Here is a 24670-nt window from a genome sequence, read left to right on the forward strand (position 1 = left end):
TCTGCCACATGCCTGGCTGGCTACTGCCCCAGCTTCTTTAGCATCTCGATTGCTTGTCGAGCATTCTGCATCCCGCCAATCCGCTGAATGAACAATTGAACTCCCAGCAGTTCACTCGGTGATAGCAGGTCTTGCCCATATTCCATCAGGATTTCAAGCTCATGGGCAGGCAGGTTTTCGATCTCGACTCTTGAAAGCATGAATGTATCCGATCCGTATCCAAATCCTTAGCAGCAACTAACGTGATGTATCGGAACGAAACTGCTCGGTGGTTAGTACTGGGACACCCGCTTCGCCCCTGAAACATCAGATTCTCAAGGGTTGATGGCCACTTATCGGACTGATCGGTAAAACCTGTGCTTCCTGATAGCACGCCTGCAAAGCGTGGGAGCATTCCAGGCCCCTTGCATTCGCTCTTTACCGCTTTTGTGGTCTGTCCTGCATCGTTGAATTAACCACTCCAACCCTACCATATCCACCTTGCGGTGCCTGGGCCGGGCCACTACGATTGCCGCCCGCTGATTCTCTCCGTTCTGAAAGGATGCTGTCGACGTGAGTTCCCCTGAAGTCTTAGGCCAGTTTATTCCGCTGCACTATCACTATGACATGCTTCGCGACAACTACCGCATGACCTCGTTTCAGCAGGCCATTGCAGAAACGGTTCGTCCCGGCATGACCGTCGTCGACCTGGGAGGAGGCACCGGCGTTCTATCCTATTTCGCCGCCATGGAAGGGGCCAAGGTTTACTACGTCGAGCGAAATCCCGAGCTCGTCGAAGTGGCTCGCCGGTTTCTGCGGATGAACAAAGTCGAAGATCGCGTAACCATCGTCCATCAAGATGCTGCCACGTTTGTCCCCCCGGAACCGGTCGACGTGGTGACCTGCGAGATGCTGCACGTCGGTCTGGTGCGCGAGAAGCAAACGGCCGTGATCGAGGCTTTCAAGCAGAATTACACCCAAAAACACGGTTCCAAGCTGCCTCGCTTCATTCCCGAAGCTACCATTCTGGCGATTCAGCCGGTGATGCAGGCCTATCAGTTTGCTGGCTTCCACGCTCCGGTTCCACTGTTTCAGCCCCCCTCGGCCGAGGTCGCCGGCACCCAGGAACTCGGTTTGCCAGCCGTCTACCAGACAGTAATCTATGACGAAACCTATGCACACGAGGTCTCCTGGCAGGGGATCCTGACGATGCAACACGCCGGCACGCTCAATGCCTGGCGATTGGTCACCAAGAACGTGCTATCAGTACTGATCGAAAAGCAATCCGAAGTTTGCTGGCACAATCAGTACCTCGTCGTGCCGCTGCTCGAACCGATCGAGGTCGAGCCAGGCGATCGGGTCGAAGTACAGATTCAGTACGCTTACTGCACGGAACTGTCTGATCTCTGGAGTGGCATTTCTCAGCATGTCGCTCCCCAAACAATGGTTCGACGAGTTTCGGCCTAGTCCCAAGTTCGCCTGGTATCGATTATTTCGATTATGAAGGGGACACGCATCGCTCGATGTAACGATGCGTCAATGGACATCGTGTTGATCTGACCTAGGGTTTCTTAGCTTTCCCGCTTCGCGGATGGTCCTGAACTGCGCATCAGGCATGCCGAAGCGATGGATTAGAGCCGCAACCCTTTCAGATCGACGTATACAATGACCGCGAATCGACCGGGGATATTCGCCCTCTTTACCTGGTTATGCCCCATCGTATTGGGACTAACGCTGGTAGCCATATCGACTGCAACCATCCTGGATCAGGCCGGAGCATCGCTTCCCGTGATCCTGGCTCTTGTTGGCGTTGCGATTGCAATGGTTGTGAGCATCGCTCAAAGAGCATCGTACCGGCAGCTCTCTCAGAACCTGTACATTCAGTTGGAAAAGCTGTCCGCCATGTCAACCGATGACCTGGACCCCGAGCGTTTCCAGCAACAGCTCCGCCAGGCGAATCTCTCGGACCGTGCCCAGCGGATTCTAACCGAGATCTATCAGTCGATTGACCAAGACCGCGAAAAGATCTACGAGTTCCAGCAGAAATCTGCCAGCAGTGAAGTCAGAGCACATCTGGCCGAAACCCGTACCGCACAAATCAATTGGGTTATCGAAGGGCTGACCGAGCCTGTTTTGATGGTCAATCAATACGGTGAAATCACCCTGAAGAACTCCGCCGCAATCAAGCTACTGGGGCTGAAGGATGTTGCCGAGGGAACGCCCCTGGAAAAAGGGCTCCACTGCGAATCGCTCGTGCAGCTATTGCATGAAACCCGTCGTCGCAAGCTGAAATCGACCCGCCTGGCTGAGATCGAGCTGGAAGATCCCGACAATGAAAAACACTGGTACCGCGTCACGGTGAACACCGTCTCCGAAGGCGAGCACGAAGGGGCCTCGGAATCAGGCTTCGGGGCCGTCGCCGTCATGCGAGACATCAGCGGCTACAAAGCCATCCAGCGCCGCAACGCCGAGTTCGTCTCGGCCGTCAGTCACGAAATGAAGACCCCGCTCGCCGGTATCAAGGCCTACACCGAGCTTCTCGCCGATGGAGAAGCGGAAGACGAAGAAACGCGAGACGAGTTCCTCGGCGTGATCAGCGGCCAGGCCGATCGCCTGCAGCGACTGATCGACAACCTATTGAACCTGGCTCGCATCGAAGCTGGCGTAGTGAGCGTCAGCAAGAAGCCACGTTCGCTCAACGACCTGCTCGACGAAGCCGCGGCCATCGTTCAGCCAACCGCCGAACAGAAGCATATCACCCTCAAGGTCGAACTCAGCCCGATGTACCTGGGCGTGCTGGCCGATCGCGATATGATCCTGCAAGCCGCGATCAACCTCCTTTCCAATGCCATCAAATACACGCCCGATGGCGGTAACGTCACGCTCCGCAGCCGCATGTCAGACCGTGAAGTTCACTTCGAGGTCGAAGACACCGGCGTCGGTCTGAGCCCGGAAGACTGCGAAATGGTCTTCGAGAAGTTCTACCGCGTGAAGAAAGACCAGAAGATGGCCTCAGGCACCGGCCTGGGACTTCCGCTGGCCAAGCACATTGTCGAAGACGTCCATAGTGGAACGCTCACCGTCAAAAGCGAACTGGGCAAGGGAAGCACGTTCATGATTGCCCTCCCCACCGTTCAAGTGATCGAACACGCGAGCTAATCGCGAAACAACATCGAAGAAAGGAAGAGCCGTACCCATGCCCGTCAAAGTTCTGATTGCCGACGACGAGATGCACATCCTGCGTGCCGCTGAGTTCAAACTGAAACGCAGTGGCTTCGACGTGACCTGTGTGGAAGATGGCCAGGAAGCCTGGGAGGCCATTCAGCAGGAACGGCCTGATATCTTGATCACCGACTTTCACATGCCGCGGATGGATGGCCTGGCACTGTGCCGCACGATTCGCTCCCATAGCGAAACGGCCGACCTGCCGATCATCATGCTAACGGCCAAAGGCTACGATCTTTCCGGCGACGATGGAACTTCCGAACTGAACATCGCGGCCGTTTTGGCCAAACCCTTCAGCCCCCGCGGCCTGGTGCAGTGCATTCAAGAGATCCTGGAAACCGGCAAGTTCGTACCCGGCGTCGCTACCTTTTAGCAGTACAAACAGCTTATGAAACTGTCGACTGAAATCTTTGGCGCTGTCATGGTGGTCCACACCCCGGAAGAACTCGGCGAGGACCAGGCCGACAACGTGCGCGCGTTTCTCGAATCACGTGAACGCAACAAGCTGATCGTCGATCTCGATGGCACCGAAACGATCGACAGTGTCGGCCTCGAAATACTACTCGACGTGCAGGATACCCTGCGCGAGAAAGGGGGCGATCTGCGAATCGCGACCACCAACTACGCCAATCGCAAGATCCTGGAAGTCACCCGGCTCGATTCGATGCTGGAAGTCTTCGATAGCGTTATCGATGCCGTTAAGAGCTTCGCCTAAGCGGAAAGAAAGGATGCCATGGAATCGATGATGAACCCCACGACCAGCGCCCCGCCTCGGCTTGGCAATCTCTTGATCCGCCGCGGGTACGTGACGGTCGAACAGCTCGAACAAGCACTCGCCTATCAGAAATTGCGAGGGCAAGGCAAACTGCTGGGTGAAATCCTGGTCGAGCTCGAGTTTTGCTCCGAAGATCACGTCATCGAGTGCCTGGCTACCGAATACGGCGTACCCCATGCGCGTCTGGAAGCTCGCCTGTACGACCCCAAGGTGGTCGACTTGCTGCCGCGCGAGTACATCGAAAAGCACGGCATCTTTCCGCTGTTCAAGATTCGCGGGGTGCTGAGTGTTGCCCTGTCGGAACTGTCGAACCTGTTCTTGATCGAAGAGATCAAGACACAAACCCGACTCCAGGTGCAAATCGTCGCGGCGTCGTCCAAAGACATTCGCCGCATGATCTCGCAGTTGCCGGACTCGCGGGTCTTCGTCATCGACGACATCATCGAAGACAACAACGAGACCGAAGTCACGCTGATCGAAGACGCGATCGAAGATATTGGCGACGTCGAAGAAATCGCCGGCCAGTCTCCGGTGATCCGCCTGGTAAACTACGTCGTTTACAACGCGGTCAAGGAAGGGGCAAGCGATATTCACATCGAGCCAGCCGAACGCTGCATGCGGGTTCGCTACCGTATCGACGGCAAGCTGCATAAGTCGCTCGAGGTGCCGATTCACTTGCTCAACGCGGTGAGCAGCCGTATCAAGATTATGGCCGGACTCGACATCAGCGAACGCCGCTTGCCGCAAGACGGCCGCGTGAACGTGATGCTCGACTCGCGCAAGATCGACCTTCGTGTGAGCACCTTCCCCGGCAATCGGGGCGAAAAGACGGTGATTCGTGTTCTCGACACGAAGAAAGTCACGCTCGTTCTCAAGAACCTCGGTTTCGCCGAAGACATTCTCACGCGGCTCTCGGCCAACGTGCATGCTCCTAACGGGATCGTCCTGGTTACCGGCCCGACCGGTAGCGGTAAGTCGACGACCCTGTACGCGGCGCTCAACGAGATCGCCACCATGGAGAACAACATCTGCACGGTCGAAGACCCAATCGAATACCACCTGCCGCTGATCAACCAGTTTCAAGTGCAGGAACGCGTCGGCCTGACGTTCTCGGTCGCTTTGCGAACGCTTCTGCGACAAGATCCCGACGTGATCATGGTGGGTGAAATCCGCGACGAAGAGACCGGCCGAACCGCCATTCAAGCGGCCCTTACCGGTCACTTGGTGCTTAGCACGCTGCACACCAACAATGCGTTGTCGGCCGTGACGCGGCTAGTGAACATGGGTGTCGAGCCTTACCTGATTGGTGCCGCGCTCAACATGGTGCTTGCCCAGCGTCTGGTCCGCCGCATCTGCCCGAAGTGCAGCGAGTCGTACGAACCCGACCGGAACCTCCGCCGAGCCTTGGAACGCATGGGGTACGAGATCGACTCGTTCCGCCGCGGTGTCGGTTGCCGCGCATGCCGCAACACCGGGTACAGCGGACGTATCGGCGTTCATGAACTGCTGACCATTTCGGACGAACTACGCGACGCGATCGTCAATGGTGCTTCGCTGGCCGAGATGCGGAGGATCGCTCAAAACAATAACTCGCTGATCGGAATGCAACTGGACGGCTACCGCAAGGTGAAAGAAGGGATCACGACCGTCGAAGAAGTGATCCATGCCACCGGGGACATCGTCTATTAAAAAGTCGTAAGCCATGCAAACGTTCGCCTATCAAGCCAAAGACAAGCTCGGGAACATTCACGACAGCTCCATCGATGCCGACAGCATGGAGGAAGCTCGTAGCGTACTCGCTAGCGATGGCTTACAGTTGCTCTCTATCGAAGAAGAGTCATCCGGCGGGTTCTCGTTCGGCGGCAGTCGCATCACCAAGCACGACATCATCTACATGACCAGTCAGTTGTCGGTGATGATCGAAACAGGCATCAACCTTTCCACGGCGCTCGATGGCATCGCCTCGCAGGAAAAGAACGACGCGCTCAAGAAGTTGATTCTTGGCCTGAAGAAAGAGGTCGAAGGAGGCGAAGACTTCTCGTCGGTGCTGGCCAAATACCCGAAATACTTCGACCAAACGTACATCGCCTTGATTCGTGCCAGCGAACAAACTGGTCTCATGGGCGAAATGCTCGAAAAGGTCGCCGTCTACCTTCGCAAGGAAGCCGAAACCAAGGGAAAGATCCGCGCGGCACTCGCCTATCCCGCTGTCATGATCCTGCTGGCATGTGGTGTGACGATCTTCCTGCTGACCTTTGTGCTGCCCAAGTTCGAGCCGCTGTTCAACCGCAAAGGGGTGAAACTGCCTGGGCCGACCGTCTTCATGATGACCGCGTCCGACTTTCTGTTGAACTATTGGATGTACTGGATTCCCGCGCTCGTCGCATCCATCGTGGCCTTCTTCTTATTCAAACGAAGTGAAACGGGAAAAAAAGTCATCGATACTGTGAAGTTGAACGTCCCGATCATCGGACCGATGGTTCGCAAGGTGACCATTGCTCGAAGTCTCAATACGCTCGGCACACTGGTCCGCAGCGATGTTCCCATGCTACAGTCGTTGGAGTTGACCTCGCAGGTTTGCAACAACGCGAACTATTCGCAGCTATGGCGAAATGTGATCGATGCCGTGACTTCCGGCAGTCAGATTCACGAAAGCTTGCGCAAGAGCCAGCTCTTCCCCGCCACGATCGTGCAAATGATTGCCGCCGGCGAAGAAACGGGCCGCCTGGATGACGTGCTCGAGAAAGTGAGCACGCACTACGAACACGACGTCGATCTTTCGATCAAAACCACCACCAGCCTGATCGAGCCGATCATGATCGCCGTGATGGGGGTCGTCGTGGGTGGGATCGCCCTGGCGCTGCTCATGCCGATCTTCTCGCTGAGCCGCAACGTCTAACCCGACAAGCCCTCGAACAATCCGTTGGTGGGGGCTCCACTGCTGTCAGGCAAGCGAAGAGATCACGTGACCGGCACAGCTTAACATTTTGGGCGACCTGCCAGCATCGCAGGGGCCATTTCGTCGTTCAGATCGTCCCGGCCGCTTCCGATTCTTCTACGGTCGAATCTCTTTCCTGGCTCAGGACACCCTCATGAGTACTTCCGCTCGCATCGCTAATATTGTCGACGAACTTTGTCGACGCCAGGATCAAGTTCTGAAAGAGCTGGACACCCTCGACCAGCAGATCGAGCAAGTGCTGAAGTCCCTTGCTCCCAAGCCAGAACCCGCCGCGATTCCCGTCGTCGTTCCATCCGATCGAAAAGCGGCCTAGCGTTTACTCTCGATCCAGCTTGCCAGAGCGATTGATCGCCATCACCAGGCGAAAGCCGATCGCAAAGCTGATCACCAGCCCGACCGCCCCGGGGATCGAGATATCTTGCATCTGCAGCCACGCTTCATCTTTGAAGAGCAGGGGAGGCACGTCCGAGCTAAGCATCTGGGACGACCCCATGAACAGCGCTGCCGTCATAATCCCCATCACCATACGGTTGACCGATGGTTCGAGCCGGCGGTGATCGAGGTGAATGTCAAACTTGCCCACCCGCACCAGTTCGAGAATCTCGCTGATTCGGCGCGGCATCACTTCGGCCAGGCGTTCCAGTTCGTTGTACATCCGCCATAGCTTCCGCAGTCTTCGCGACGGCGAAAAACGCTTCATCATGATACGGCGACGATGCTTATGCAGTAGTTCACTCAAACTGAATTGCGGATTCAGCATGCGTCCGGTGCCGTCCAGCATCATCATCGTCTTCAGTAGCATCACCACCTGGGGAGGCAGCTGAATGCGGTAGTTCCGCACGATCTTGAACATCTCGTTGACCGCGTCGGCGAAGTTCAGCCCCTCGAGTTGTTGATTCGCGAAGTCCGAAACGTAGTCGTTCGCGTCGCGGCGTAATGCCCGTTCGTCCAGGTCCGGCGGAGTCGATCCGATACGAACGATCGTCGCCGTCAGCAGTTCGGCGTCTCGCCCGGTGATCCCCATCAAAAGATCTTCAATATCTTCTCGCAGGCGGTCATCGATTCGTCCGATCATGCCGAAATCGAGCAAACCGATCACGTCCCCCGGCAGCAGCACCAGGTTGCCCGGATGTGGGTCTGCATGGTAGAAGCCGGAATCGAAGATCATGTCCATGTACAGCTCAGCGCCACGCCGGGCCACTTCGCTCAGGTCGATCCCTTCGGCAACCAGCCGCTCGTGATCGTTCAGCTTGATCCCGTCGATGTATTCCATCGTCAGGACCCGCGGCGTGCACAAGTCGGGGTAGACCTTCGGAATCTCAACCGTGTCGTTGTGCTCGAAGGCCGCTTCAAACTGCAGAATGTTGCGTTCCTCGCGTCCGAAATCGAGTTCACGGCGCAGTGCCCGCTGGAACTCGGCAACGGTGGCCTTGGGGTGGTAGTCGCGGAATTCCGGCACGTTCTCTGCCAGTGCGGCCAGCCCGCTTAAGATGTCGAGATCTTCAGAGACCTTCTTCTCGATGCCGTGATGCTGAACCTTAACGACGACCTTCTCGCCGGTAAACAGCCGAGCCAGATGTACCTGGCCAATCGATGCCGAGGCGAGTGCGGTGTCTTCGAATGTCGAGAACAACTGATCGATCGGCTGACCGAGCTCTTCTTCAATCAGCTTGCGAACCTGCTCCGGAGGATCGGCCGGGACATTGGCCTGGAGCTGCTTCAACTCTTCCGCTTGATCGACGCCGACAATATCAGGGCGGGTACTCAGGATCTGTCCGAGCTTGATGAACGTGGGGCCTAAGTCCTCTAACGCCATGCGAACGCGGGCTTCGCGCGTATATTTCGCCAGGACCTCCCCATCGCGATCTTTGAGGAATCCTTTGGCGAAGTCGAACTGAAAACGCTGAATCCAATCCGCCAGCCCATACCGGCTGAGCACCGACAGTATCTCGGTCCAGCGGTTTACGTTGCGATAAAGCTGGGGAATATTGGTGAGTCTCATGAATCTTCTCAAAGGAGGTCGACACCCCTTTCCTATTAATTCAAGCATCTACGACCAGGCTGAGACGTAGGAAGTCTTGACCGCCTCAGCATAATGCCGCAAACTTTCCCTGTCCGCACTTCTCGGGCCAAATTTAGGCAGTCCGGGGCAAAGCAGGGCCGTTTCGTCCGATTTTTCGGTCGATTACCCCGTATAATGCGGCATTCCTCCGAAGCCTGACCCGTTGTCCTCCGACGGAAACCACCTCATGAAAAGTACCATTCCCGCCGTTCTCCTGCTTGTCACTACCATTGTTTCGTCCGCGACCGCCGAAAATTGGCCCTCGTGGCGTGGTCCGGAAAACCAGGGGATCAGTTCTGAAAAGAACGTCCCCACCCAATGGAGTGCCGACAAGAATATCGCCTGGCGTTTGCCCATGCCAGGGGCAGCCGGCTCAACACCGGTCGTGTGGGATGATCATATCTTCGTGACTTCTGTTGCCGACGACGACCTCATCTTGATGTGTATCGGAACCGACGGCGTCGAGAAGTGGCGACGAAAGATGGGGAGCGGTAACAAGGAAGTCCGCGGCGACGAAGGCAACTCGGCCGCACCATCACCTTCAACCGACGGCAAGCACGTCTGGGCATTCTTCACCAGCGGTGCGCTCGCCTGCTTCGACTTCGCAGGCAACGAAGTCTGGCAGTTCAACGTGCAAGACAAGTACGGCAAGTTCGATATCCAGTTCGGTTTGACCAGCACACCCGTTCTGCACAACGACAAGATCTACCTGCAATTGATCCACAGCGGCGGAGCCAAGGTTGTGGCGCTTGACAAAGCCACCGGCAAAGAAGCCTGGGTGACCGATCGCACCAGCGATGCTCGCCAGGAATGCGAACACAGCTATGCCTCGCCGATCGTGTACGACGGCCAGGAAGCCAAGTTCCTGTTGACCCACGGTGCCGACTACTCGATTGCCTACGACCTGGAAACGGGCAAAGAGATCTGGCGCGTCGGCGGCCTGCATCCTCCCGGGCAGTACGACGTTACCCTGCGTTTTGTTTCCTCGCCGGTCGCGAAGGATGGGATGGTCGTCGTTCCCTCGGCTAAAAAAGGTATCACCGCCGCCGTGAAGACCACCGGCAAGGGCAACATCACCGACAAGAAAGACCTCTACTACTGGACGTTCGAGATCACGCCGGACGTACCTTCGCCCCTGATCGTGGACGACCTGGTCTATCTGTGCCGCGAAAACGGCAACCTGATCGTCCTGGAAAAGGAATCAGGCAAGCAGCTTTACGAGGAACGCACCAACCGCATTCGCCATCGTGCATCCCCCGTGTATGCCGACGGAAAGATCTATCTCACCGGTCGCGACGGCATGGTAACCGTCGTGCAAGCAGGCCGCGAGTTCAAGATCCTCGCCCAGAACGAAATCGGGGAAGCGATTGCCGCGTCGCCGGTTATCAGCAACGGAAAGATCTACCTGCGCACGTTCGATGCCCTGTGGGCGATCGGAAGCGAGTAGTTTCCGCCACTGTTCCCCCAGGTCGGTATTTCCTGAATAATCGCTACTCTTGAGCCGATAAGAGCCCTAAGAGGTTGCCCGATTGGTACGGACTACCACCAATGCCACCAGCTAGCAAAACCGATAGTGCCATGCGTATTTGCTTTGCTTTCGTACTCGCGTTTTCCTGTCTTACCGCCTCGGTTGTCTGGGCTCAGAACCCGGTCGTGCCGGGGCAAGGCCAGCGCATCTGGATCGATGACCTGGAAGACGAAAACTGGGAATACATCGACAATCACCCCAAGTCGAGCCACGAACAAGACAACAACGTTCGCCTGCCTGGTGGGATGTCGAAGAACAAGCTGTGGGGCGAAAGCAGCAAGCGTGGTCATCCCGACTACATTCGCCGCGTCGAAACGCCAGAAGGTGGCATCCCTGGCAGCAAAGGTGCCTTGTTGATGATGACGCTGCAGTCCAACATCCCGTTCCGCGCCAGCAACGAACTGGGACAAGACGACTTCATTTGCCGCGTCCCCGGCAGCTACTCGGTTCGTCAGTTCCCCAGCGCCGTGACGCGGGTATACCTGCCGCCGTTCGACAAGTGGGAACAATACAAGGGTGCCGCCACGTTCGGTTTCCGCACGACCTGCGTCGGTAGCCGCTCGAAGAAGAAGGGTGCCGGCCTGTTCAGCTACACCTCGAATGAGACCGAAGAAAACTGGCCAGGCATATTCATCGAATTCCAACCTGCCAAGCAAGGCAGCGAACAAGAATCGAAAGCCCAATGGATCATCCGCGGTGCCCCGCATGGCGACGTGCGAGGTCCGATGATCAGCGTCGATCAACTCGGCTGGTGGACGATCGGTATGTCGTTCACGCCGGATGGCCGCTGCCACTACTTCATCTCGGAAGGTGCCGACGACCTGACTTCCAAAGACCTGGTCGCTTCGTACCTGCCGTACAACTACAAAATCGAAACGGTCAGCGGGATGTTCTTCAACATCTTCAACTTCGACAACGGCAAGAGCTGGTCGACCCCCTGGGTGGTCGACGATCCTGCTTTCTACGTCGGCCGTCGTTAATCTAACTCGCTGGCACGGCGGAAGCGTCCGACGCGATAGCTTCCGCCTTGGGCATCGGCAGCAGGTAACCTCGCAGCGATTCGACCGTCCGCGGTCCGATACCTTTCACGCGCTGCAGGTCCGAGTGATCGAGAAACGGTCCCTGCATTTCTCGCGAATCCACAATCCGCCTGGCCAACGTTTCGCCAACCCCCGGCAACTGAGCGAGTTCCGACCAATCGGCCTGGTTCACATCGACCAGAAACCGATATTCGACGCTGGGTGCCTGGTCGATGTCGATGTAGTCGATCGACCGCATCTTCTGCATGCCGAAGTAAGCGGCCCCGGAAAGCACCGTCATCACCAGGATCGACGCAATCACAAGCTGATCGCCGCGGCGCAGAAACCACCGCATAACGATTCGCTCTTCCGGTTTTTGCCGCCTGGTACCCATGTCACCCCTTGGTCGTGAAGCTCCCATTATCGACAATGAATCGCACCAGGGCGAGCAAGAATGTGTCGCCCGTCGAAATCCCCTCGAAAATGCAACGAAAATCATGGCCAAACAGTTCCATCAAGTCGCCTGGGATGACCTGCTGCAGGACGATAGCCGACAACTTCTCGACCTGGCCGTGCGCGAGGATTTAGGCCGCGAGCACGACTGGTCGACCCTCAGCCTGATTCCCGAATCGGCCACCGGCGAAGTCCGCATCGTGGCTCGACAGGAAGGGGTACTCGCCGGCAGCCGAATCATCGACTTGATGATCGACGAACTGGAACTCGATATCGAAGCGACCTATCACCACAGCGACCGCTCGGCCATGCAGCCCGGCGACAAGCTGATCACCCTCGGCGGCAGCGTGCGTGATTTGCTCACCACCGAACGCATCGTCTTGAATTTCCTCGGCCGCCTGGTCGGGGTCGCCACGCTTACGCGCACGTACGTCGAGCAGGTCCAGGGAACAGCCGCCCAGGTATACGACACCCGCAAGACCACGCCGGGCTGGCGTCGTCTGGAAAAGTATGCCGTGCAGTGCGGCGGGGGAACCAATCACCGCACCGGTTTGTACGAAGCGGTGATGTTGAAAGACAATCACCTGGCCTGGTACACGCAGTTCACCGGCAAGTCGGCCCAGCTTGGCGACCTGGTTGGCATCGTGCGGCAGTTTCTGATCGATCAACTGGGCGAGACCAACGGCGCGCGACGGATCATTGAAATCGAAGTCGATCGAATCGAACAGCTCCAGCAGGTACTACCCAGCAAGCCAGATATCATCTTGCTGGATAACATGAACTGCGAAACGCTCCGCGCCGCGGTCGAGCTTCGTAATCAGTTGGCTCCGGAAGTCGAGCTGGAAGCATCCGGCGGAGTGAATCTACAGACCATCCGCGGCATTGCCGAAACAGGCGTCGAGCGGATTAGCGTCGGGGCTCTGACGCACTCTGCGGTCAACGTCGACTTGGGATACGATTGGGGCTGATCGCCGCTGGCATGTTGCTTTTTTGCAACACGCCCCCCGAGCGATGCGGTCTTTTTTCGATTATCTGCGGCAACTCTCGTCGCGAAAATTGACGACGACCAGGGCAAACCTAAGTTTCAGACGGACCCTCAGGCATACGTAATGGCCTGACACCCTCGCTTCACGCGGCGTCTGAAACTCGGAATCATGCCTACAATCGTCACCCTAAACCGTCTCCGCACTGGCTTCTCGCTGATGGAAGCTGTCGTCGCGATGTCGATTGTGGCGTTTGCCAGCAGCGTGCTGCTGCTGGGTGTCGAAGCGACCATGGAGTCGGTCCACGAGCAGGAAGAGATCACGATCGCCGATGGCCTGGCCCGACAGATGCTCGACGAGATTCAAGGCCAAAGCTGGGTCGATCCCGCTTTGCGTTCCCACCCCTATCAGACATCGCTCTCGGCCTCGCCCGACGAACTGCTGGGGCCTGGCCGATCGAAGTTCGACGATACCGACGACTACAACAATTACAAAGCGACCCCTCCGGTGCATGTCAACGGCAAGGCTCTCGCAGCGACGGACTCGTCAGGAGACACCCTCCCGGAAGCATTTCGCCCGCGCAGCAATTTTTTGTCTAGCTGGCGGATCACGGTCGAGGTCGCTTATTTGAACGAAAACAATCATTCGGTTCAGGTCGCCGATTACCAACCCACGAATTACCGCGTGCTGATTTGCCGCGTCTATCGCCAGAACCGCGACAACACCCGGCGCGAGGTCGTCTCCCGCGAACGAGTCATTTCATACATTCCCGCCCATGACTAACCGCACCCACAATCCGAAACGAGGTCTCTCGTTGGCCGAGCTGTTGGTTGCTAGCGCGGTGATGGGAATTATCTGCCTGTCCTTTGGCACACTGGCCATGTCGGTCCAGATGGCCAACGAGTATTCGCAGGAAAAGAACCTCGTCGGTCAGCATGCCCGGGTCATACTGCAGCGGATCGAACGCACCATGCAAGGTGCCCACGCCACCGAGAGCTTCCCAGGCATTCTCCCGATCACTTACTACTATACGAGCTACGACTTTCCTCAAGCGGTCGCGATTTGGGACCCCGCAGGGGATGCACTTTCGAGTTACCCGCAGGTCTCCGAACTGGTCCTCTTCGCGATCGACCCGCAAAACCCGAATCAACTTCTCGAGATCCGAAACAAACTCGATACGCGCACGGCTCCGGGTCTTGCCGATGAAGCTGGCTGGCGAACGCTCGTTGCCGATCTGATCGATAGCTCAGACAGCGAGATCGTCGAAATCAGCGACTTGCTACGAGCCGGTAAAGCCGGATCGAACTATTACAGCACGCTTCGCTTTCAAACGCGAGTCGTTCCTAGCGATGCCGACATCGCGGCCGCTCGGGCAGGCTCGCTTGATTGGGAAGATCTGAACTGGGCCACCAGTATTTATTCGTCCAAAGCAGGCGTCCGCCAGGTCTGGTGTCACTTCGAGTGGCAACTGGTTCCCAGTTCGGACGTTAGCCAGCACAGCGGCCTGCGTGAACAAGCGGTTCCGTTCTTTGGTTCCTCGGCCATCTATTACCAGGTGACGAAATAGCCATGAACATTCATCTCCATCCCCCTCGCCGCCAGGGCTTTGCTGTTGTGATTGTCTTGGCACTGTTGTCGGTGACGCTGGCGTTGTCGTATTCGATGATGCGTGTGCAATCGACCACCAGTCAAATCCAGCAGAACATGAGCCGCCAGGCCGATGCCCGTCAAGCGGCCATCTCTGGCCTCTCGGCCGGCATGCGCGAGATGTACGAAAGCGACTGGGGCGGAATTGACTCGACACTGCAAATGAACCTGGGCAACAATCGCTCGTACCAGGTCAGCTACCAATCAGGCGACGCCTGGCTGGAAGCCGACGACCCGGACTACTCTGAGAAGCCCTTTCGCGTGACCGTTGTCTCGACAGGATACGCGTTCGACACCATCAATCCGACGGTACGTTCCGAGTACAAGATTCGCGCCGTGGTGCAGCTTGTCCGCCGAAAGCTACAGTCCAACCCTAGCAGCTATGCTGCCGCCGCAGGACATTCGATGTACAGCCACGGGACCGGCACCAATACGCTGGAATCTCCCACCCAGGTTCACGGTAAAACGTTCATCAACGGCAAGCTCAATCTTTGCGAAGACTGGGAAAAGACCAATCGGCCATTCCACGGCTTGATTGACGAAATAGCCATTTACGACCGCGACATGGGCAGCTTTGAAATCTTTACGATTAGCCTGGTTGGTAATCTTACCAACTCGACCCTTTCCAGTGCCTTGTCGACCACCGGCATTCGGCATTGGTGGCGATTCAATGAAGCGAGCTCTTCGGCGACGGTCGCGACCGACTCCGCCGGTTCACGCAACGGAACCTATCAGGGAGGCGTCTATCCTGGCATCGATATCGGTGGCGGCAACAAGGCCGTCTACCTCGATGGTGTCTCGGGACGCGTCGATTTGGGGAATATGTCGCTTCCCAACCCGTACAACTTCACGATCATGGCTTGGGTCATGCCGATGACCCTCACCGGCAACAATGAAGACGGAAGAATTCTTTCCAAGGCCACGCATACCAATGCCAACAACCATCAATGGATGCTCAGCACGACAAGAAGTGGCGGATATTCCTACCCCAGGGTTCGCTTAAAAACGTCGAGCAATTTCTACGAACGAGTCCCCAACAGCGGCGCATTGTCGACCAATTCCTGGGTCCTTCTGACGCTCACGTTCAATTCCAGTACGAACCAGGCCAAGTTGTACGTTAACGGAACGCTGCGAGATTCATGGACCGCCTACGGCATTCCTCAATCTTCCAGCGACATCCTGGCCTGGATCGGCGACAACCCACCTGGCTCGGCGAGAACCCGTTATTTAGAGGCCACCAAAAGCCTGGCCGATGCCGATCAGGGAGATTATCGTCCGCTGGCCGGGGATGTCACGCTTTCCAGTGATCGCAACGAATTGAGCACCGCGCTGACCGTCAGTCGGCAACTGGGATGCAACCTTTCCTACACTTCGACACCTACCACTTCCACAAGTGGCTCGACATTCGCCGGCTCGACGTATCGCCTGTACCCAGGCGGCAAAGAGTACACGATCCCCTTGCTCAGTTCGACCGTCAACTATCAAACGCTCGAACCTGATCTCGATACCAATCCACTGGGAATCTTTCGCAGCTCTGGTACGGTTACCCTGGATCATGCGACCACTTTGCGTGGAACGTTGATTGCGCAGAATTCAGGCAGCGATATTCAATTGCGAGGAAACCCGCTCACCATTAAAGGGGTTAATCTACCAGCTCTCGACGGAGATTCGACCGTCTATCAGTTGCCGACCCTACTCGCGAGCGATGACATTCACGCCCTCTACAGCGTCAACGCTACGATCGAAGGCGCTGTGGCTGCGATCGGTGACTTGCAGATCGATAACCTGTATACCAGTTCATCGCTTCAACTTACCGGTCAGGCCTACGTCGACCAGTTCGACCTGAACGCCAAAACCGAGTGGGCCGCGGTTGCCTACTATTCCTCGTACTATTTAGCCAACTTCGTCAACTACGTGGGGCATTCCAACACGTCGGCGAACTTCGCCAGCTGGTTGAACGAAACAACCTCTGCGAAATTCGAGCATAAGGTTACAATCGATCTGCCTGAAACGGCTCCGACCTACCAATGGCTAGACCTCGGCCAACCGATCTACCAGAAGGGGGACAGCGATACAGGCCTCGTGTGGGAGCTCGTCCGTTGGAAGGACGACGGCGGCATTTAAACCAAAGGAGTTTGAACATGAACGATACCCAAAAACGCTGGCAACTGTTGATCATTGCAAACATCGTTTGCCTGGCTGGGGGATGGTGGTACTCGCAAGGGCACGCGGCACCGCCGGAAACGAAACAGCCATTTGCCAACGCGGTACAACAGCGAGAATCGATGATTCGACTCTTGCAGGAATCGAATCAACTCCTGCGCGAGCAAAACATGTTGCTCAAGTCTGGCAAATTAAAAGTTCAAGTCACGGAATCGAAGTAAATCGATGCTCGCTACGACGACAAGTAATTCGCTCCAACCGCCGCGCATGCGTCGTGGGCTGACGTTGATCGAGATCTTGATCACCGTGGCGATCCTGGGGATCCTGGCCGCGGCCATCATTCCCCAATTCGGTGCGACCGCCCCGGACCAGGTACGGGGTGCGGCACAGATCGTTGCGGCCGACATGGAATATGCCCGTTCGCTGGCGATTTCTAACAACTCGACCTACCTGGTCACCTTTCACAAAACACGAAATGGCTACGTCCTGACCCATTCCGGTACGAATACCTCGCTGGATACCTTGCCGGACAATCCATTTCGCAAGCCTTCGGATGATGAGAAGTCGCTGATCGTGCTCCTCTCAGATTTCCCGCACGTCGGCTCAGGTGCCAGAATCGGTGCAATCGTCACAGACGAACCATCGCCCCAAGAGGTCACTTCGATTGAATTCGACACGCTCGGTCAGACCACGCGAAAGCAACCTACACTTATTTGGCTTTCCTCCAGGGCTGGGGCGGAGGAGATCTACTTGCCGATCGAGATCAATCCGGTAACCGGGCTGACCACCATTGGCGAGATCACGAACGTGGCCCCAAACATTTTGAGCGCAAAAGCCTCGACCTGATCGTACGCCAGCCGAACTTTAGCGGCCGCGTCCGTGGCCCGGCTTTCGGTTTCCCTACGACTGCTATGATTCGGCTTCCCTTAGCTCGCTACAACCCGATCGGCATCGACATCGGTTCTAAATCGATCAAGATGATCCAGTTCGCTAAGGACTACAGTTCGATCCAAGAAGCGACGTCCGTCGACTTTCCGGAAGACGTATCGGCCGAGAAGGACTTCGACACCTATTTAGACGTGTTGAACCAAACCCTCCAGCGTGCGCGGACGGGCCATAATTTCCGTGGGAACGACGCGATCATCTGCATTCACCAACGCGATTTGTTCCTGCATAACATTCGCGTCGGAAAGAACGACACCAAAGCCCTGTCCAACATCGTTCACCAGGAAGCGGCCGACCGCATTCCTTACTCCATGCTCGATGCCGAAATTCGCTTTGTCGAGTCCGAAGAGATTCGCCAAGGCGAGCAGATCCTGCGTGAAGTCATCATCATGGCCTGCTTCCGACCCAAGCTCGAAGCGATTCTCGAAACGTGCGAAAAGAGCGGTTTCCGCCCCGTTTCGGTCGATGTCGAACCGATGGCCATCTTGCGATCGTTTACCACCCAATACCGGCGCGAAGCCGACGAAGAGGACCGTGTCATCTACCTTCATGTGGGCTATACCAACACGCTGGTCATCATCGCCCAGGGGAAGCAGGCACTGTTCGTCAAGTACATCGATGTCGGCGGGCGGCACTTCGACGAAGCCGTTGCCCGGCAACTCGACATGAGCTTGTCCGACGCCGTCAACCTTCGCAAACACAACTCCGACCGTCGCCGTTCGCAGCAGACACCGGAAGTCGAACGCAGCGTTATCAACGCCATGCGAGACGAACTCGAACGTTTGCAGTCCGAACTGGCCATGTGCATTCGGTACCATAGCGTGACATTCCGCGGCAAGCCGCTGGTCCGCATGGTTCTCTCCGGCGGCGAAGCCACCGAGTCTCTCCGCACGGAACTACAGCGTGTCACCGGAATCGAAACCGATTTGGGCGACCCACTGCGTATTTACGAAACAAGTCTGAACCTTGGCCGACGTTCGCAATGGGATGTCGCCGCGGGTCTGGCTGCCCGGCAGTTGGGAGGCTCGAAATGACTTCCGACGAAATCGAATTCTTGCCGAAGAAGTACCGCGAAAAACGCAAGAGCCACAACTTTCAGGTCTCGCGTTTGCTGTTGATCGTCGTGATCGTGGCAGGCATGTCAGCCGTCCTGCTGTACCAACTGGCATCGCTGCATGCGGTGAATCTTCAAGTATCAGCGCTCGACTCGCAGCACGAAAAGATCATGCAACTGATGCAGGAAGTCGAACGCAGCCGAGCGGAGGTCGCCGTCAAACGACATCACGCCAAGCTGCAGACTTTCCTCGACCATCCCTATCCGAAGTCGCAGATCATCGCCGCGATCGCTAACCCGCTTCCAACCGAGATCACCATCACGCGGCTGCAGGTCACGGTCGAACAGCTGGCTGCTACCAGCGCCAAGCCTCCTTCCGAAAAGGGAAAGAGCGTTCCGCAAGGACACCCGATGGTATTAGACCTCAAGCAACTGATCGGCGAAGCCAAAGCGCATCGCTGCACGGTCGAAGTCGAAGGAACCACCGACGATACTTCGTGCCTGTACACGTTTCTCGCCTCGCTTCACCAGGCCGAGATTATCGAGTCGGCCAAAATCGAGTCGATCGACCCCCATCAAAAGTCGGACGGTAGCGAGTTCTCGAATTTCACCGCCCATGTCAAAGTCAAACGTGGCTACCTGAATCACTTCGAGACCCTCGTAGGCCGCACGATCGAAGCCGCGCCCCTTGCCGAGGGCATCCGATGAAATTAGACCTGACCAAAAGTTCGACCTCGATCCTGCTGGTAATCCTGGGACTGCTGGCCACCTTCGTGATGCTGGTTTACCTGCCGCTTAATCGAAGCATCGCCGCGGCACACGACGCGCTGGAACTGAAGCAATCGCTCGTCAGCCAGGAAGAGTCGCTGCTAGCACAAATTCAACGCCACGCCCAAGAGCTGGAAGATGTGAAAGCGTACACCAAGGACTGGGAAGAAGTCCCCAACGCGAACTTCTACCTCAGCCAACTACTGGGCGAGATCTCGCAGCACGCCAAGCAAGCCGGCACCGACGCGCTGCGTCTGGAACCAGGCCAGGTTATCGAGATGCAAGCAGTGCAGCGTATCCCGGTGCGGCTGGGCTGCAGCGGCACCTTTCAAGAGATTCACGACCTTGTCGGCAGGATCGAAAGCCTGCCGTATAAGATCTGGCTTCGCCAAATCGAGCTAGCACCCAAGAGCGAGCAACAACGCGACCTTACCTGTGAGATGGAATTTGAGGCTTTTATCGTCTCGGTAAAGAATTCGCATTAGGAAGACTATTCCGTAAGTCCGATAAGACGAAAGAAGAGATGCCCCGGTATCTCGTCCAAACTGTGAATATTCAAAAACATACCAATCAACTGACTCGAGAAATCAAACGGAATCCTGCCAAGGCAGCGGTCCTGGGTGGTTTGCTTTTGGTCGCTATCTGGTTCTGGTACCCTCTCGTCCAAAAATGGATGGGCAGCGGCACCCGCAGCGTGGCGAACAAAACCGAGGAGCAAGACCTGGTCATCCCACAGGCGACAACACTTCCCACCCCGGAAGCGTCTGCGGCCCCCAAGCAGGCTCCTATCGGCAAAACCGACTGGCGATCGATTGCCCAGCAGATCAGTGACGATCCCTGGATGAAGAAGGGAACGTTACGCCACGAGAACTTCGATCCGTTTTTTCCTGAGCCGGAACCCAAGACGATCCTGACCTCGACCCGTGTCGAGACAGACTCGACTCCCGATTTGGACGTGCCGCCGGAAACGGCCGGACTGGTCGTTACGTCGGTCATCGTGGGTGGTCGCGTTCCCATTGCCCGAATCAATAACCAGAACTACCGCGTCGGAGACACCATCCGTGCCACCGATGCCAACATCCAATACACGCTCGTCCAAGTGCACCCATGGGGCGTCTCGTTAAAGGGATCTCAACGAGTCCATGAGTTGCCCATCGACGAAGTAACCCTGACGGACAATCACCGATTGGTCCTCCGCAACGGAAACTTGATTTCCCCCGAGAACTGAGATCCGCCATCGACATGGAAGTCGAATGAAAAAATTTCTAATTCTATCGCTGCTGCTGGTCAGTACCTCTGGCGGGATTGCCTTGGCAATCTTCCTGGAGTCGTGCGATTTATCTCAGTGGGAACTCCCGACATTCCTGGCCCAGCAAACGCAAGTAGTCGCGCCGGCGGATCCCCAGCCTGAAGTCGCTATCACTACGCCAACGGTACACATCGATCCGGCCGTTCGCCCCGCCTCGCAAATCGAACTCGAACCACGCGTGACGCAGCAGTTCGATCTCGAAGCGATCAAGAAGACCCTGGAAGACTCGCAGGCCACGCAGCAAAAGATGGCCGACTCGCAAAATCGTTCGTGGGAAGTCGTGAACAAGGCGATCGATTCCATGAAGGAAGTCGCCACTTCCAAAGTCGAAACCAGTAAGCCCGAAACGCAAACCACCGCCGTGCAAGCTCCGCTGCCGGTGGAAGAAGCTCCGGCACCCAGCCCCAGCGACAACCTGCTGCCGCGTCCCACGCAGCCCCGCATCATCCCCGATGAAGGGGACGACAAGCTGACGATCGTGATTCAAGACAGCGACATACGCGAAGTCCTGGAACTGCTCAGCGAACAAGGGCAACTCAACATTCTGCCCAGCCAAAGCGTGCAAGGCACCGTCTCCGCTTCCCTCACCAAGGTCGACGTTCGCACGGCACTAGCCGCCATCTTGCGTTCGACCGGGTACGTCATGCAGCAAGAAGGGGACTTCATCTACGTCGGCACGCCGGCAGACATGCAGAACATGCAGCGTCTGCAAGACCAGATCGGCACACGCATCTATCGCCTGAAATATATCCGGGCCATCGAAGTGCAGACGCTGATCACCCCCATGCTGACCGAATCGGTCGGTTCGCTCAGCATTTCCACCGAATCGAAGATAGGCATCGCCGCCGACGCCAACAACCCCGGCTCCGACGACTACGCCGGCGTCGAAACGGTCATCATCCGCGACTACGAACAGAACCTCGCCAAGATCGACCGCGCGATCCTCGAGATCGACTGCCGACCGCTGCAAGTTGCTATCGAAGCAATGATTCTCAGCGTGCAACTGGATGACTCGCTCGACATGGGCGTCAGCTTTGAAGCACTCCGCCAGAACAACAACATTCGTCTGATCTCCGGGTTTCCTCCGCAAAGTCTCGCCTCGTTGGATCTCACCGAAGGGGGGCTCAAGCTCGGTTACCTCGACGCCAACTTGTCGCTGTTTGTCGAAGCGTTGGAAGCGGTCGGCGAAACCAACGTGATCGCCGCGCCTCAACTGCTGGTATTGAACAAGCAACGCGCTGAAATCCTGATCGGTGAACAAAAGGGCTATATCAGCACGACCGTCACCGAAACGGCCTCGACCCAGTCGGTCGAGTTTCTGGAAGTGGGTACGCAGCTGCGTATCCGTCCTTTCATCACCAACGACGGCATGGTTCGCCTGGATGTTCATCCGGAAATCTCGACCGGCGAAGTCCGTGTCGAATCAGGCCTCACCATTCCCGACAAAGAAGTCACCCAGGTCACCACCAACATCATGTGCCCCGACGGCAAAACGGTGGTCATTGGTGGTCTGATCAAAAGCAGCCAAACGAAGTCAACTTTCCAGATCCCTTACCTGGGCAGCTTGCCGGGGGCAGGGCTCCTCTTCCGTCAAAAGCATGAAGAACTCGAACGCCAGGAACTGATTGTTCTGATCACGCCACGTATCGTCGATCCGAACCACATCAACAACGACGGCGAAAAGGCACGCGACCTGTTCGAGTTGCAGCACGAATACAGCGCCGACAAGATGAGCCCGCTCAGCAAGCGGCACATTGGCCGCAACTACTATCGCCTGGCCACCTCGGCCTGGGCCACCGGCGATGCCTATTCGGCCCTGCGATACGTCAACCTGGCGATTCACTACGACAACCAACTGCTGGAAGCGGTTGCCCTGCGTGACGAGATCACCACCCAGACCGGCCTGGGAGACCGCACGGTTCATTCCCACTTGAAAGAAGGCCTCGCTCCATGGAACCATCCCCATGGTGTGCAAGTCTCGCCGTGGCACCTCGACCAGATCGAATCAGGCCCGCCGATTTCGTCCGACTACCAACCGCCGGAACTGATTCCCAATCCGCGGATTGTCCCCCATCAATAGTTAAGTCGTCGCTATGCTCACACGTTCGGTCACCTTGTTGATTCTGACGGCTACGATTGCTCAAAGCATCGGCTGCGCCATTTCGCCGTCGATCCGCCAGGCATTCATGGACCCAGGCAAAGAGCAGCGCGAGCGCAAGCAAGAGATTCATCGCCTGGTTGACCAGCGGCATATCCAAACACGTCTGCAAGCGGCCTCGGCCATGCTCGATGCCGGTCGTTATGCCGACTGCGAACGTGTGCTGGCCGAGATCGAAAAGATCGACCCCAACTGCAAAGAGATGGTCCTGGTTCGCGGCGAAGCGTTGATGGCCCAAAACAAGTTTGCCGAAGCCGCCGCAATCTATGATAAGGTTCTCCAGGCTCACCCCGCCGACGCCAATCTGCATCACTTGCATGCGGTGGCCCTCGAACTCTCTGGCGACTCAGTCTCGGCCATGCTGGCCTTTCAACGGGCCGCGGAACTCTCGCCGGACAGCTCATTGATTCAGCTCAGCCAGATTCGCACCGAAGCCCCTGGCACGACCACGCGCTGACCTCTAAGCTACAAACGAACCGCGTTTCGTTACCTTAGCATTGTTAGCCGCGCGTCATGAACATCCTGGCACTCGAGCCCTATTACGGCGGCAGCCATCGTGCCTTTCTCGATGGCTGGATTGCCCAGAGCCGCCACGCGTGGACCTGTTTGACGCTGCCTGCCCACCACTGGAAATGGCGGATGCGGCACGCGGCGATCACGTTTGCGGATGAGATCGCACAGCGCCCTGACACGCACTTCGACGCGATCTTCTGCACCGACATGCTGAACCTGGCCGCGTTCCGCGGTCTGGCTCCACAGCCAATCGCGAGCCTGCCGGCGATCGTCTACTTTCACGAGAACCAGCTAACCTACCCCGACGATACGCGCACCCAGCGTGACTTCCATTACGCATTCGATAACTTCCAAACCCTGCTGGCCGCCGACCAGGCCTGGTTCAATTCCGCCTACCATCGCACCGAGTTCTTCACGCAGTGCCGGGCATTCCTGAAAAAGTTTCCCGACTACACGTTAGATGCTCATCTCGATCGCGCGCACGAGAAAACCATCGTCGCAGCGCCAGGCCTGCCTGAGATCACGCCGAATCAACGAGACCACAACTTCGCTTGTCCGCATATCGTGTGGGCGGCACGCTGGGAGAAGGACAAGAACCCCGAAGGCTTCTTCGCCGCGATGATCGAACTAAAGCAGCAAGGTCAACCCTTTCGCTTGAGTGTCGTGGGAGAGTCGTTCCGCGATACGCCGCCGATCTTCGAGCATGCCCGCGAGCTTCTGGCCGATCGTATCGACCAGTGGGGCTTTCTTGCCAGCCACGACGATTATCTTCAGCTACTTCGCACCAGCGACCTCTTCGTCTCGACCGCCGTGCACGAGTTCTTCGGCATCTCAGCCGCCGAGGCGATTCTCGCCGGAGCCATGCCCATCTTGCCCAATCGCTTGGCCTATCCCGAGCTTGTCGACGGCCAGCCGAACTTACTCTACGACGGCACAACCGCCGGCCTGATCGCGCACCTGCGAAAGCTGTGCGAGGACGAGGCCTTCCAAGCGGCTGCGACGGGGCAACTATCACTGGTCACCCAGAAGCTCGATGCCCTGCGTTGGTCGCAACTGGCTCCCGTGTATGACGAACATCTGCAGCGGGTCGTCGATCGGACGACTGCCCGATAGGGGGACCGCGCAACGGT

Annotated in this window: 25 protein-coding genes; 22 read left to right on the forward strand and 3 right to left on the reverse strand. The window is 57.0% G+C overall.

The window, feature by feature from the left end; all coding sequences use genetic code 11:
* Positions 1-20: 20 nt before the first annotated feature.
* Positions 21-200: a hypothetical protein gene (locus tag C5Y96_RS21180; protein WP_105357556.1), complete on the reverse strand. Its 180-nt coding sequence runs from the start codon at positions 198-200 to the stop codon at positions 21-23.
* 352 nt (positions 201-552) lie between these two features.
* Between C5Y96_RS21180 and C5Y96_RS21185 the strand changes: the two genes are divergently transcribed.
* The 7 genes from C5Y96_RS21185 to C5Y96_RS27155 all read left to right on the forward strand — a co-directional run bounded on the left by C5Y96_RS21185 (position 553) and on the right by C5Y96_RS27155 (position 7251).
* Positions 553-1446, forward strand: a complete 894-nt coding sequence (locus C5Y96_RS21185) for a methyltransferase domain-containing protein (protein WP_105357558.1) — start codon at positions 553-555, stop codon at positions 1444-1446.
* Between the two features lie 198 nt (positions 1447-1644).
* On the forward strand, positions 1645-3138 hold the full coding sequence (locus tag C5Y96_RS21190; protein WP_105357560.1) for a sensor histidine kinase: 1494 nt from the start codon (positions 1645-1647) through the stop codon (positions 3136-3138).
* 37 nt (positions 3139-3175) lie between these two features.
* The gene (locus C5Y96_RS21195) at positions 3176-3577 is read left to right on the forward strand and encodes a response regulator (protein ID WP_105357562.1); all 402 of its coding nucleotides are present in this window, start codon (positions 3176-3178) and stop codon (positions 3575-3577) included.
* Positions 3578-3592: 15 nt separating this feature from the next.
* Positions 3593-3919, forward strand: a complete 327-nt coding sequence (locus C5Y96_RS21200) for an STAS domain-containing protein (protein WP_105357564.1) — start codon at positions 3593-3595, stop codon at positions 3917-3919.
* Between the two features lie 18 nt (positions 3920-3937).
* The gene (locus tag C5Y96_RS21205; RefSeq protein ID WP_233199044.1) at positions 3938-5668 is read left to right on the forward strand and encodes a GspE/PulE family protein; all 1731 of its coding nucleotides are present in this window, start codon (positions 3938-3940) and stop codon (positions 5666-5668) included.
* 13 nt (positions 5669-5681) lie between these two features.
* The gene (locus tag C5Y96_RS21210; protein WP_105357566.1) at positions 5682-6878 is read left to right on the forward strand and encodes a type II secretion system F family protein; all 1197 of its coding nucleotides are present in this window, start codon (positions 5682-5684) and stop codon (positions 6876-6878) included.
* 193 nt (positions 6879-7071) lie between these two features.
* A complete protein-coding gene (locus C5Y96_RS27155) occupies positions 7072-7251 on the forward strand; it encodes a hypothetical protein (protein ID WP_146115758.1) in 180 nt (59 codons plus the stop codon).
* A gap of 3 nt (positions 7252-7254) precedes the next feature.
* Here C5Y96_RS27155 and C5Y96_RS21220 read toward each other — a convergent pair whose 3' ends face one another.
* Positions 7255-8940 carry an ABC1 kinase family protein gene (locus tag C5Y96_RS21220; protein ID WP_105357570.1) on the reverse strand — a complete coding sequence of 562 codons (1686 nt, stop codon included), beginning with the start codon at positions 8938-8940 and terminating at the stop codon, positions 7255-7257.
* Between the two features lie 247 nt (positions 8941-9187).
* Here C5Y96_RS21220 and C5Y96_RS21225 point away from each other — a divergent pair, with 247 nt between their 5' ends.
* Both C5Y96_RS21225 and C5Y96_RS21230 read left to right on the forward strand, forming a co-directional pair.
* Positions 9188-10447, forward strand: coding sequence for a PQQ-binding-like beta-propeller repeat protein (locus C5Y96_RS21225; RefSeq protein ID WP_105357573.1), 1260 nt, complete (start codon positions 9188-9190; stop codon positions 10445-10447).
* A 101-nt stretch (positions 10448-10548) separates the two neighbouring features.
* On the forward strand, positions 10549-11508 hold the full coding sequence (locus C5Y96_RS21230) for a hypothetical protein (RefSeq protein WP_105357575.1): 960 nt from the start codon (positions 10549-10551) through the stop codon (positions 11506-11508).
* 1 nt (position 11509) lies between these two features.
* Here C5Y96_RS21230 and C5Y96_RS21235 read toward each other — a convergent pair whose 3' ends face one another.
* Positions 11510-11902, reverse strand: coding sequence for a ComEA family DNA-binding protein (locus tag C5Y96_RS21235; protein ID WP_158261350.1), 393 nt, complete (start codon positions 11900-11902; stop codon positions 11510-11512).
* A gap of 142 nt (positions 11903-12044) precedes the next feature.
* Between C5Y96_RS21235 and nadC the strand changes: the two genes are divergently transcribed.
* The 13 genes from nadC (at position 12045) to C5Y96_RS21300 (ending at position 24653) form a co-directional block, all read left to right on the forward strand.
* Positions 12045-12968 (forward strand): carboxylating nicotinate-nucleotide diphosphorylase, encoded by a 924-nt coding sequence (gene nadC / locus C5Y96_RS21240; RefSeq protein ID WP_105357579.1) that lies wholly within the window; start codon positions 12045-12047, stop codon positions 12966-12968.
* A gap of 186 nt (positions 12969-13154) precedes the next feature.
* On the forward strand, positions 13155-13766 hold the full coding sequence (locus C5Y96_RS21245) for a type II secretion system GspH family protein (protein ID WP_105357582.1): 612 nt from the start codon (positions 13155-13157) through the stop codon (positions 13764-13766).
* Positions 13759-14550, forward strand: a complete 792-nt coding sequence (locus C5Y96_RS21250) for a PilW family protein (protein WP_105357584.1) — start codon at positions 13759-13761, stop codon at positions 14548-14550. The genes C5Y96_RS21245 and C5Y96_RS21250 overlap by 8 nt, the downstream gene beginning before the upstream one ends.
* A 2-nt stretch (positions 14551-14552) precedes the next feature.
* Positions 14553-16754: a LamG-like jellyroll fold domain-containing protein gene (locus tag C5Y96_RS21255; protein ID WP_105357587.1), complete on the forward strand. Its 2202-nt coding sequence runs from the start codon at positions 14553-14555 to the stop codon at positions 16752-16754.
* Positions 16755-16771: 17 nt separating this feature from the next.
* A complete protein-coding gene (locus tag C5Y96_RS21260; RefSeq protein ID WP_105357590.1) occupies positions 16772-17014 on the forward strand; it encodes a hypothetical protein in 243 nt (80 codons plus the stop codon).
* Between the two features lie 4 nt (positions 17015-17018).
* The gene (locus C5Y96_RS21265) at positions 17019-17639 is read left to right on the forward strand and encodes a Tfp pilus assembly protein FimT/FimU (protein ID WP_105357591.1); all 621 of its coding nucleotides are present in this window, start codon (positions 17019-17021) and stop codon (positions 17637-17639) included.
* A gap of 65 nt (positions 17640-17704) precedes the next feature.
* A complete protein-coding gene (gene pilM / locus C5Y96_RS21270; protein WP_105357593.1) occupies positions 17705-18772 on the forward strand; it encodes a pilus assembly protein PilM in 1068 nt (355 codons plus the stop codon).
* The gene (locus C5Y96_RS21275) at positions 18769-19500 is read left to right on the forward strand and encodes a hypothetical protein (protein WP_105357595.1); all 732 of its coding nucleotides are present in this window, start codon (positions 18769-18771) and stop codon (positions 19498-19500) included. Before pilM ends, C5Y96_RS21275 begins: the two co-directional genes overlap by 4 nt.
* Complete coding sequence (pilO, locus tag C5Y96_RS21280) at positions 19497-20045, forward strand: type 4a pilus biogenesis protein PilO (RefSeq protein WP_105357597.1); 549 nt, start codon at positions 19497-19499, stop codon at positions 20043-20045. The genes C5Y96_RS21275 and pilO overlap by 4 nt, the downstream gene beginning before the upstream one ends.
* A gap of 38 nt (positions 20046-20083) precedes the next feature.
* Positions 20084-20788, forward strand: coding sequence for a hypothetical protein (locus tag C5Y96_RS21285; protein ID WP_105357599.1), 705 nt, complete (start codon positions 20084-20086; stop codon positions 20786-20788).
* A gap of 25 nt (positions 20789-20813) precedes the next feature.
* The gene (locus tag C5Y96_RS21290) at positions 20814-22949 is read left to right on the forward strand and encodes a hypothetical protein (RefSeq protein ID WP_105357601.1); all 2136 of its coding nucleotides are present in this window, start codon (positions 20814-20816) and stop codon (positions 22947-22949) included.
* 13 nt (positions 22950-22962) lie between these two features.
* Entirely contained in the window at positions 22963-23484 is a 522-nt protein-coding gene (locus C5Y96_RS21295; protein ID WP_105357604.1) for a tetratricopeptide repeat protein, read from the forward strand.
* 56 nt (positions 23485-23540) lie between these two features.
* A complete protein-coding gene (locus C5Y96_RS21300) occupies positions 23541-24653 on the forward strand; it encodes a DUF3524 domain-containing protein (RefSeq protein ID WP_105357606.1) in 1113 nt (370 codons plus the stop codon).
* Positions 24654-24670 lie beyond the last annotated feature (17 nt).

It is taken from the genome of Blastopirellula marina, assembly GCF_002967715.1.
Classification (GTDB): domain Bacteria; phylum Planctomycetota; class Planctomycetia; order Pirellulales; family Pirellulaceae; genus Bremerella; species Bremerella marina_B.

Excerpts from the sequence above, each read along its gene's own strand:
- C5Y96_RS21180 (WP_105357556.1), bottom strand. The coding sequence starts at position 200 with ATGCTTTCAAGAGTCGAGATCGAAAACCTGCCTGCCCATGAGCTTGAA.
- C5Y96_RS21190 (WP_105357560.1), top strand. The coding sequence starts at position 1,645 with ATGACCGCGAATCGACCGGGGATATTCGCCCTCTTTACCTGGTTATGC.
- C5Y96_RS21195 (WP_105357562.1), top strand. The coding sequence starts at position 3,176 with ATGCCCGTCAAAGTTCTGATTGCCGACGACGAGATGCACATCCTGCGT.
- C5Y96_RS21200 (WP_105357564.1), top strand. The coding sequence starts at position 3,593 with ATGAAACTGTCGACTGAAATCTTTGGCGCTGTCATGGTGGTCCACACC.
- C5Y96_RS21205 (WP_233199044.1), top strand. The coding sequence starts at position 3,938 with ATGGAATCGATGATGAACCCCACGACCAGCGCCCCGCCTCGGCTTGGC.
- C5Y96_RS21210 (WP_105357566.1), top strand. The coding sequence starts at position 5,682 with ATGCAAACGTTCGCCTATCAAGCCAAAGACAAGCTCGGGAACATTCAC.
- C5Y96_RS27155 (WP_146115758.1), top strand. The coding sequence starts at position 7,072 with ATGAGTACTTCCGCTCGCATCGCTAATATTGTCGACGAACTTTGTCGA.
- C5Y96_RS21220 (WP_105357570.1), bottom strand. The coding sequence starts at position 8,940 with ATGAGACTCACCAATATTCCCCAGCTTTATCGCAACGTAAACCGCTGG.
- C5Y96_RS21225 (WP_105357573.1), top strand. The coding sequence starts at position 9,188 with ATGAAAAGTACCATTCCCGCCGTTCTCCTGCTTGTCACTACCATTGTT.
- C5Y96_RS21230 (WP_105357575.1), top strand. The coding sequence starts at position 10,549 with ATGCCACCAGCTAGCAAAACCGATAGTGCCATGCGTATTTGCTTTGCT.
- C5Y96_RS21235 (WP_158261350.1), bottom strand. The coding sequence starts at position 11,902 with ATGCGGTGGTTTCTGCGCCGCGGCGATCAGCTTGTGATTGCGTCGATC.
- nadC (WP_105357579.1), top strand. The coding sequence starts at position 12,045 with ATGGCCAAACAGTTCCATCAAGTCGCCTGGGATGACCTGCTGCAGGAC.
- C5Y96_RS21245 (WP_105357582.1), top strand. The coding sequence starts at position 13,155 with ATGCCTACAATCGTCACCCTAAACCGTCTCCGCACTGGCTTCTCGCTG.
- C5Y96_RS21250 (WP_105357584.1), top strand. The coding sequence starts at position 13,759 with ATGACTAACCGCACCCACAATCCGAAACGAGGTCTCTCGTTGGCCGAG.
- C5Y96_RS21255 (WP_105357587.1), top strand. The coding sequence starts at position 14,553 with ATGAACATTCATCTCCATCCCCCTCGCCGCCAGGGCTTTGCTGTTGTG.
- C5Y96_RS21260 (WP_105357590.1), top strand. The coding sequence starts at position 16,772 with ATGAACGATACCCAAAAACGCTGGCAACTGTTGATCATTGCAAACATC.
- C5Y96_RS21265 (WP_105357591.1), top strand. The coding sequence starts at position 17,019 with ATGCTCGCTACGACGACAAGTAATTCGCTCCAACCGCCGCGCATGCGT.
- pilM (WP_105357593.1), top strand. The coding sequence starts at position 17,705 with ATGATTCGGCTTCCCTTAGCTCGCTACAACCCGATCGGCATCGACATC.
- C5Y96_RS21275 (WP_105357595.1), top strand. The coding sequence starts at position 18,769 with ATGACTTCCGACGAAATCGAATTCTTGCCGAAGAAGTACCGCGAAAAA.
- pilO (WP_105357597.1), top strand. The coding sequence starts at position 19,497 with ATGAAATTAGACCTGACCAAAAGTTCGACCTCGATCCTGCTGGTAATC.
- C5Y96_RS21285 (WP_105357599.1), top strand. The coding sequence starts at position 20,084 with ATGCCCCGGTATCTCGTCCAAACTGTGAATATTCAAAAACATACCAAT.
- C5Y96_RS21290 (WP_105357601.1), top strand. The coding sequence starts at position 20,814 with ATGAAAAAATTTCTAATTCTATCGCTGCTGCTGGTCAGTACCTCTGGC.
- C5Y96_RS21295 (WP_105357604.1), top strand. The coding sequence starts at position 22,963 with ATGCTCACACGTTCGGTCACCTTGTTGATTCTGACGGCTACGATTGCT.
- C5Y96_RS21300 (WP_105357606.1), top strand. The coding sequence starts at position 23,541 with ATGAACATCCTGGCACTCGAGCCCTATTACGGCGGCAGCCATCGTGCC.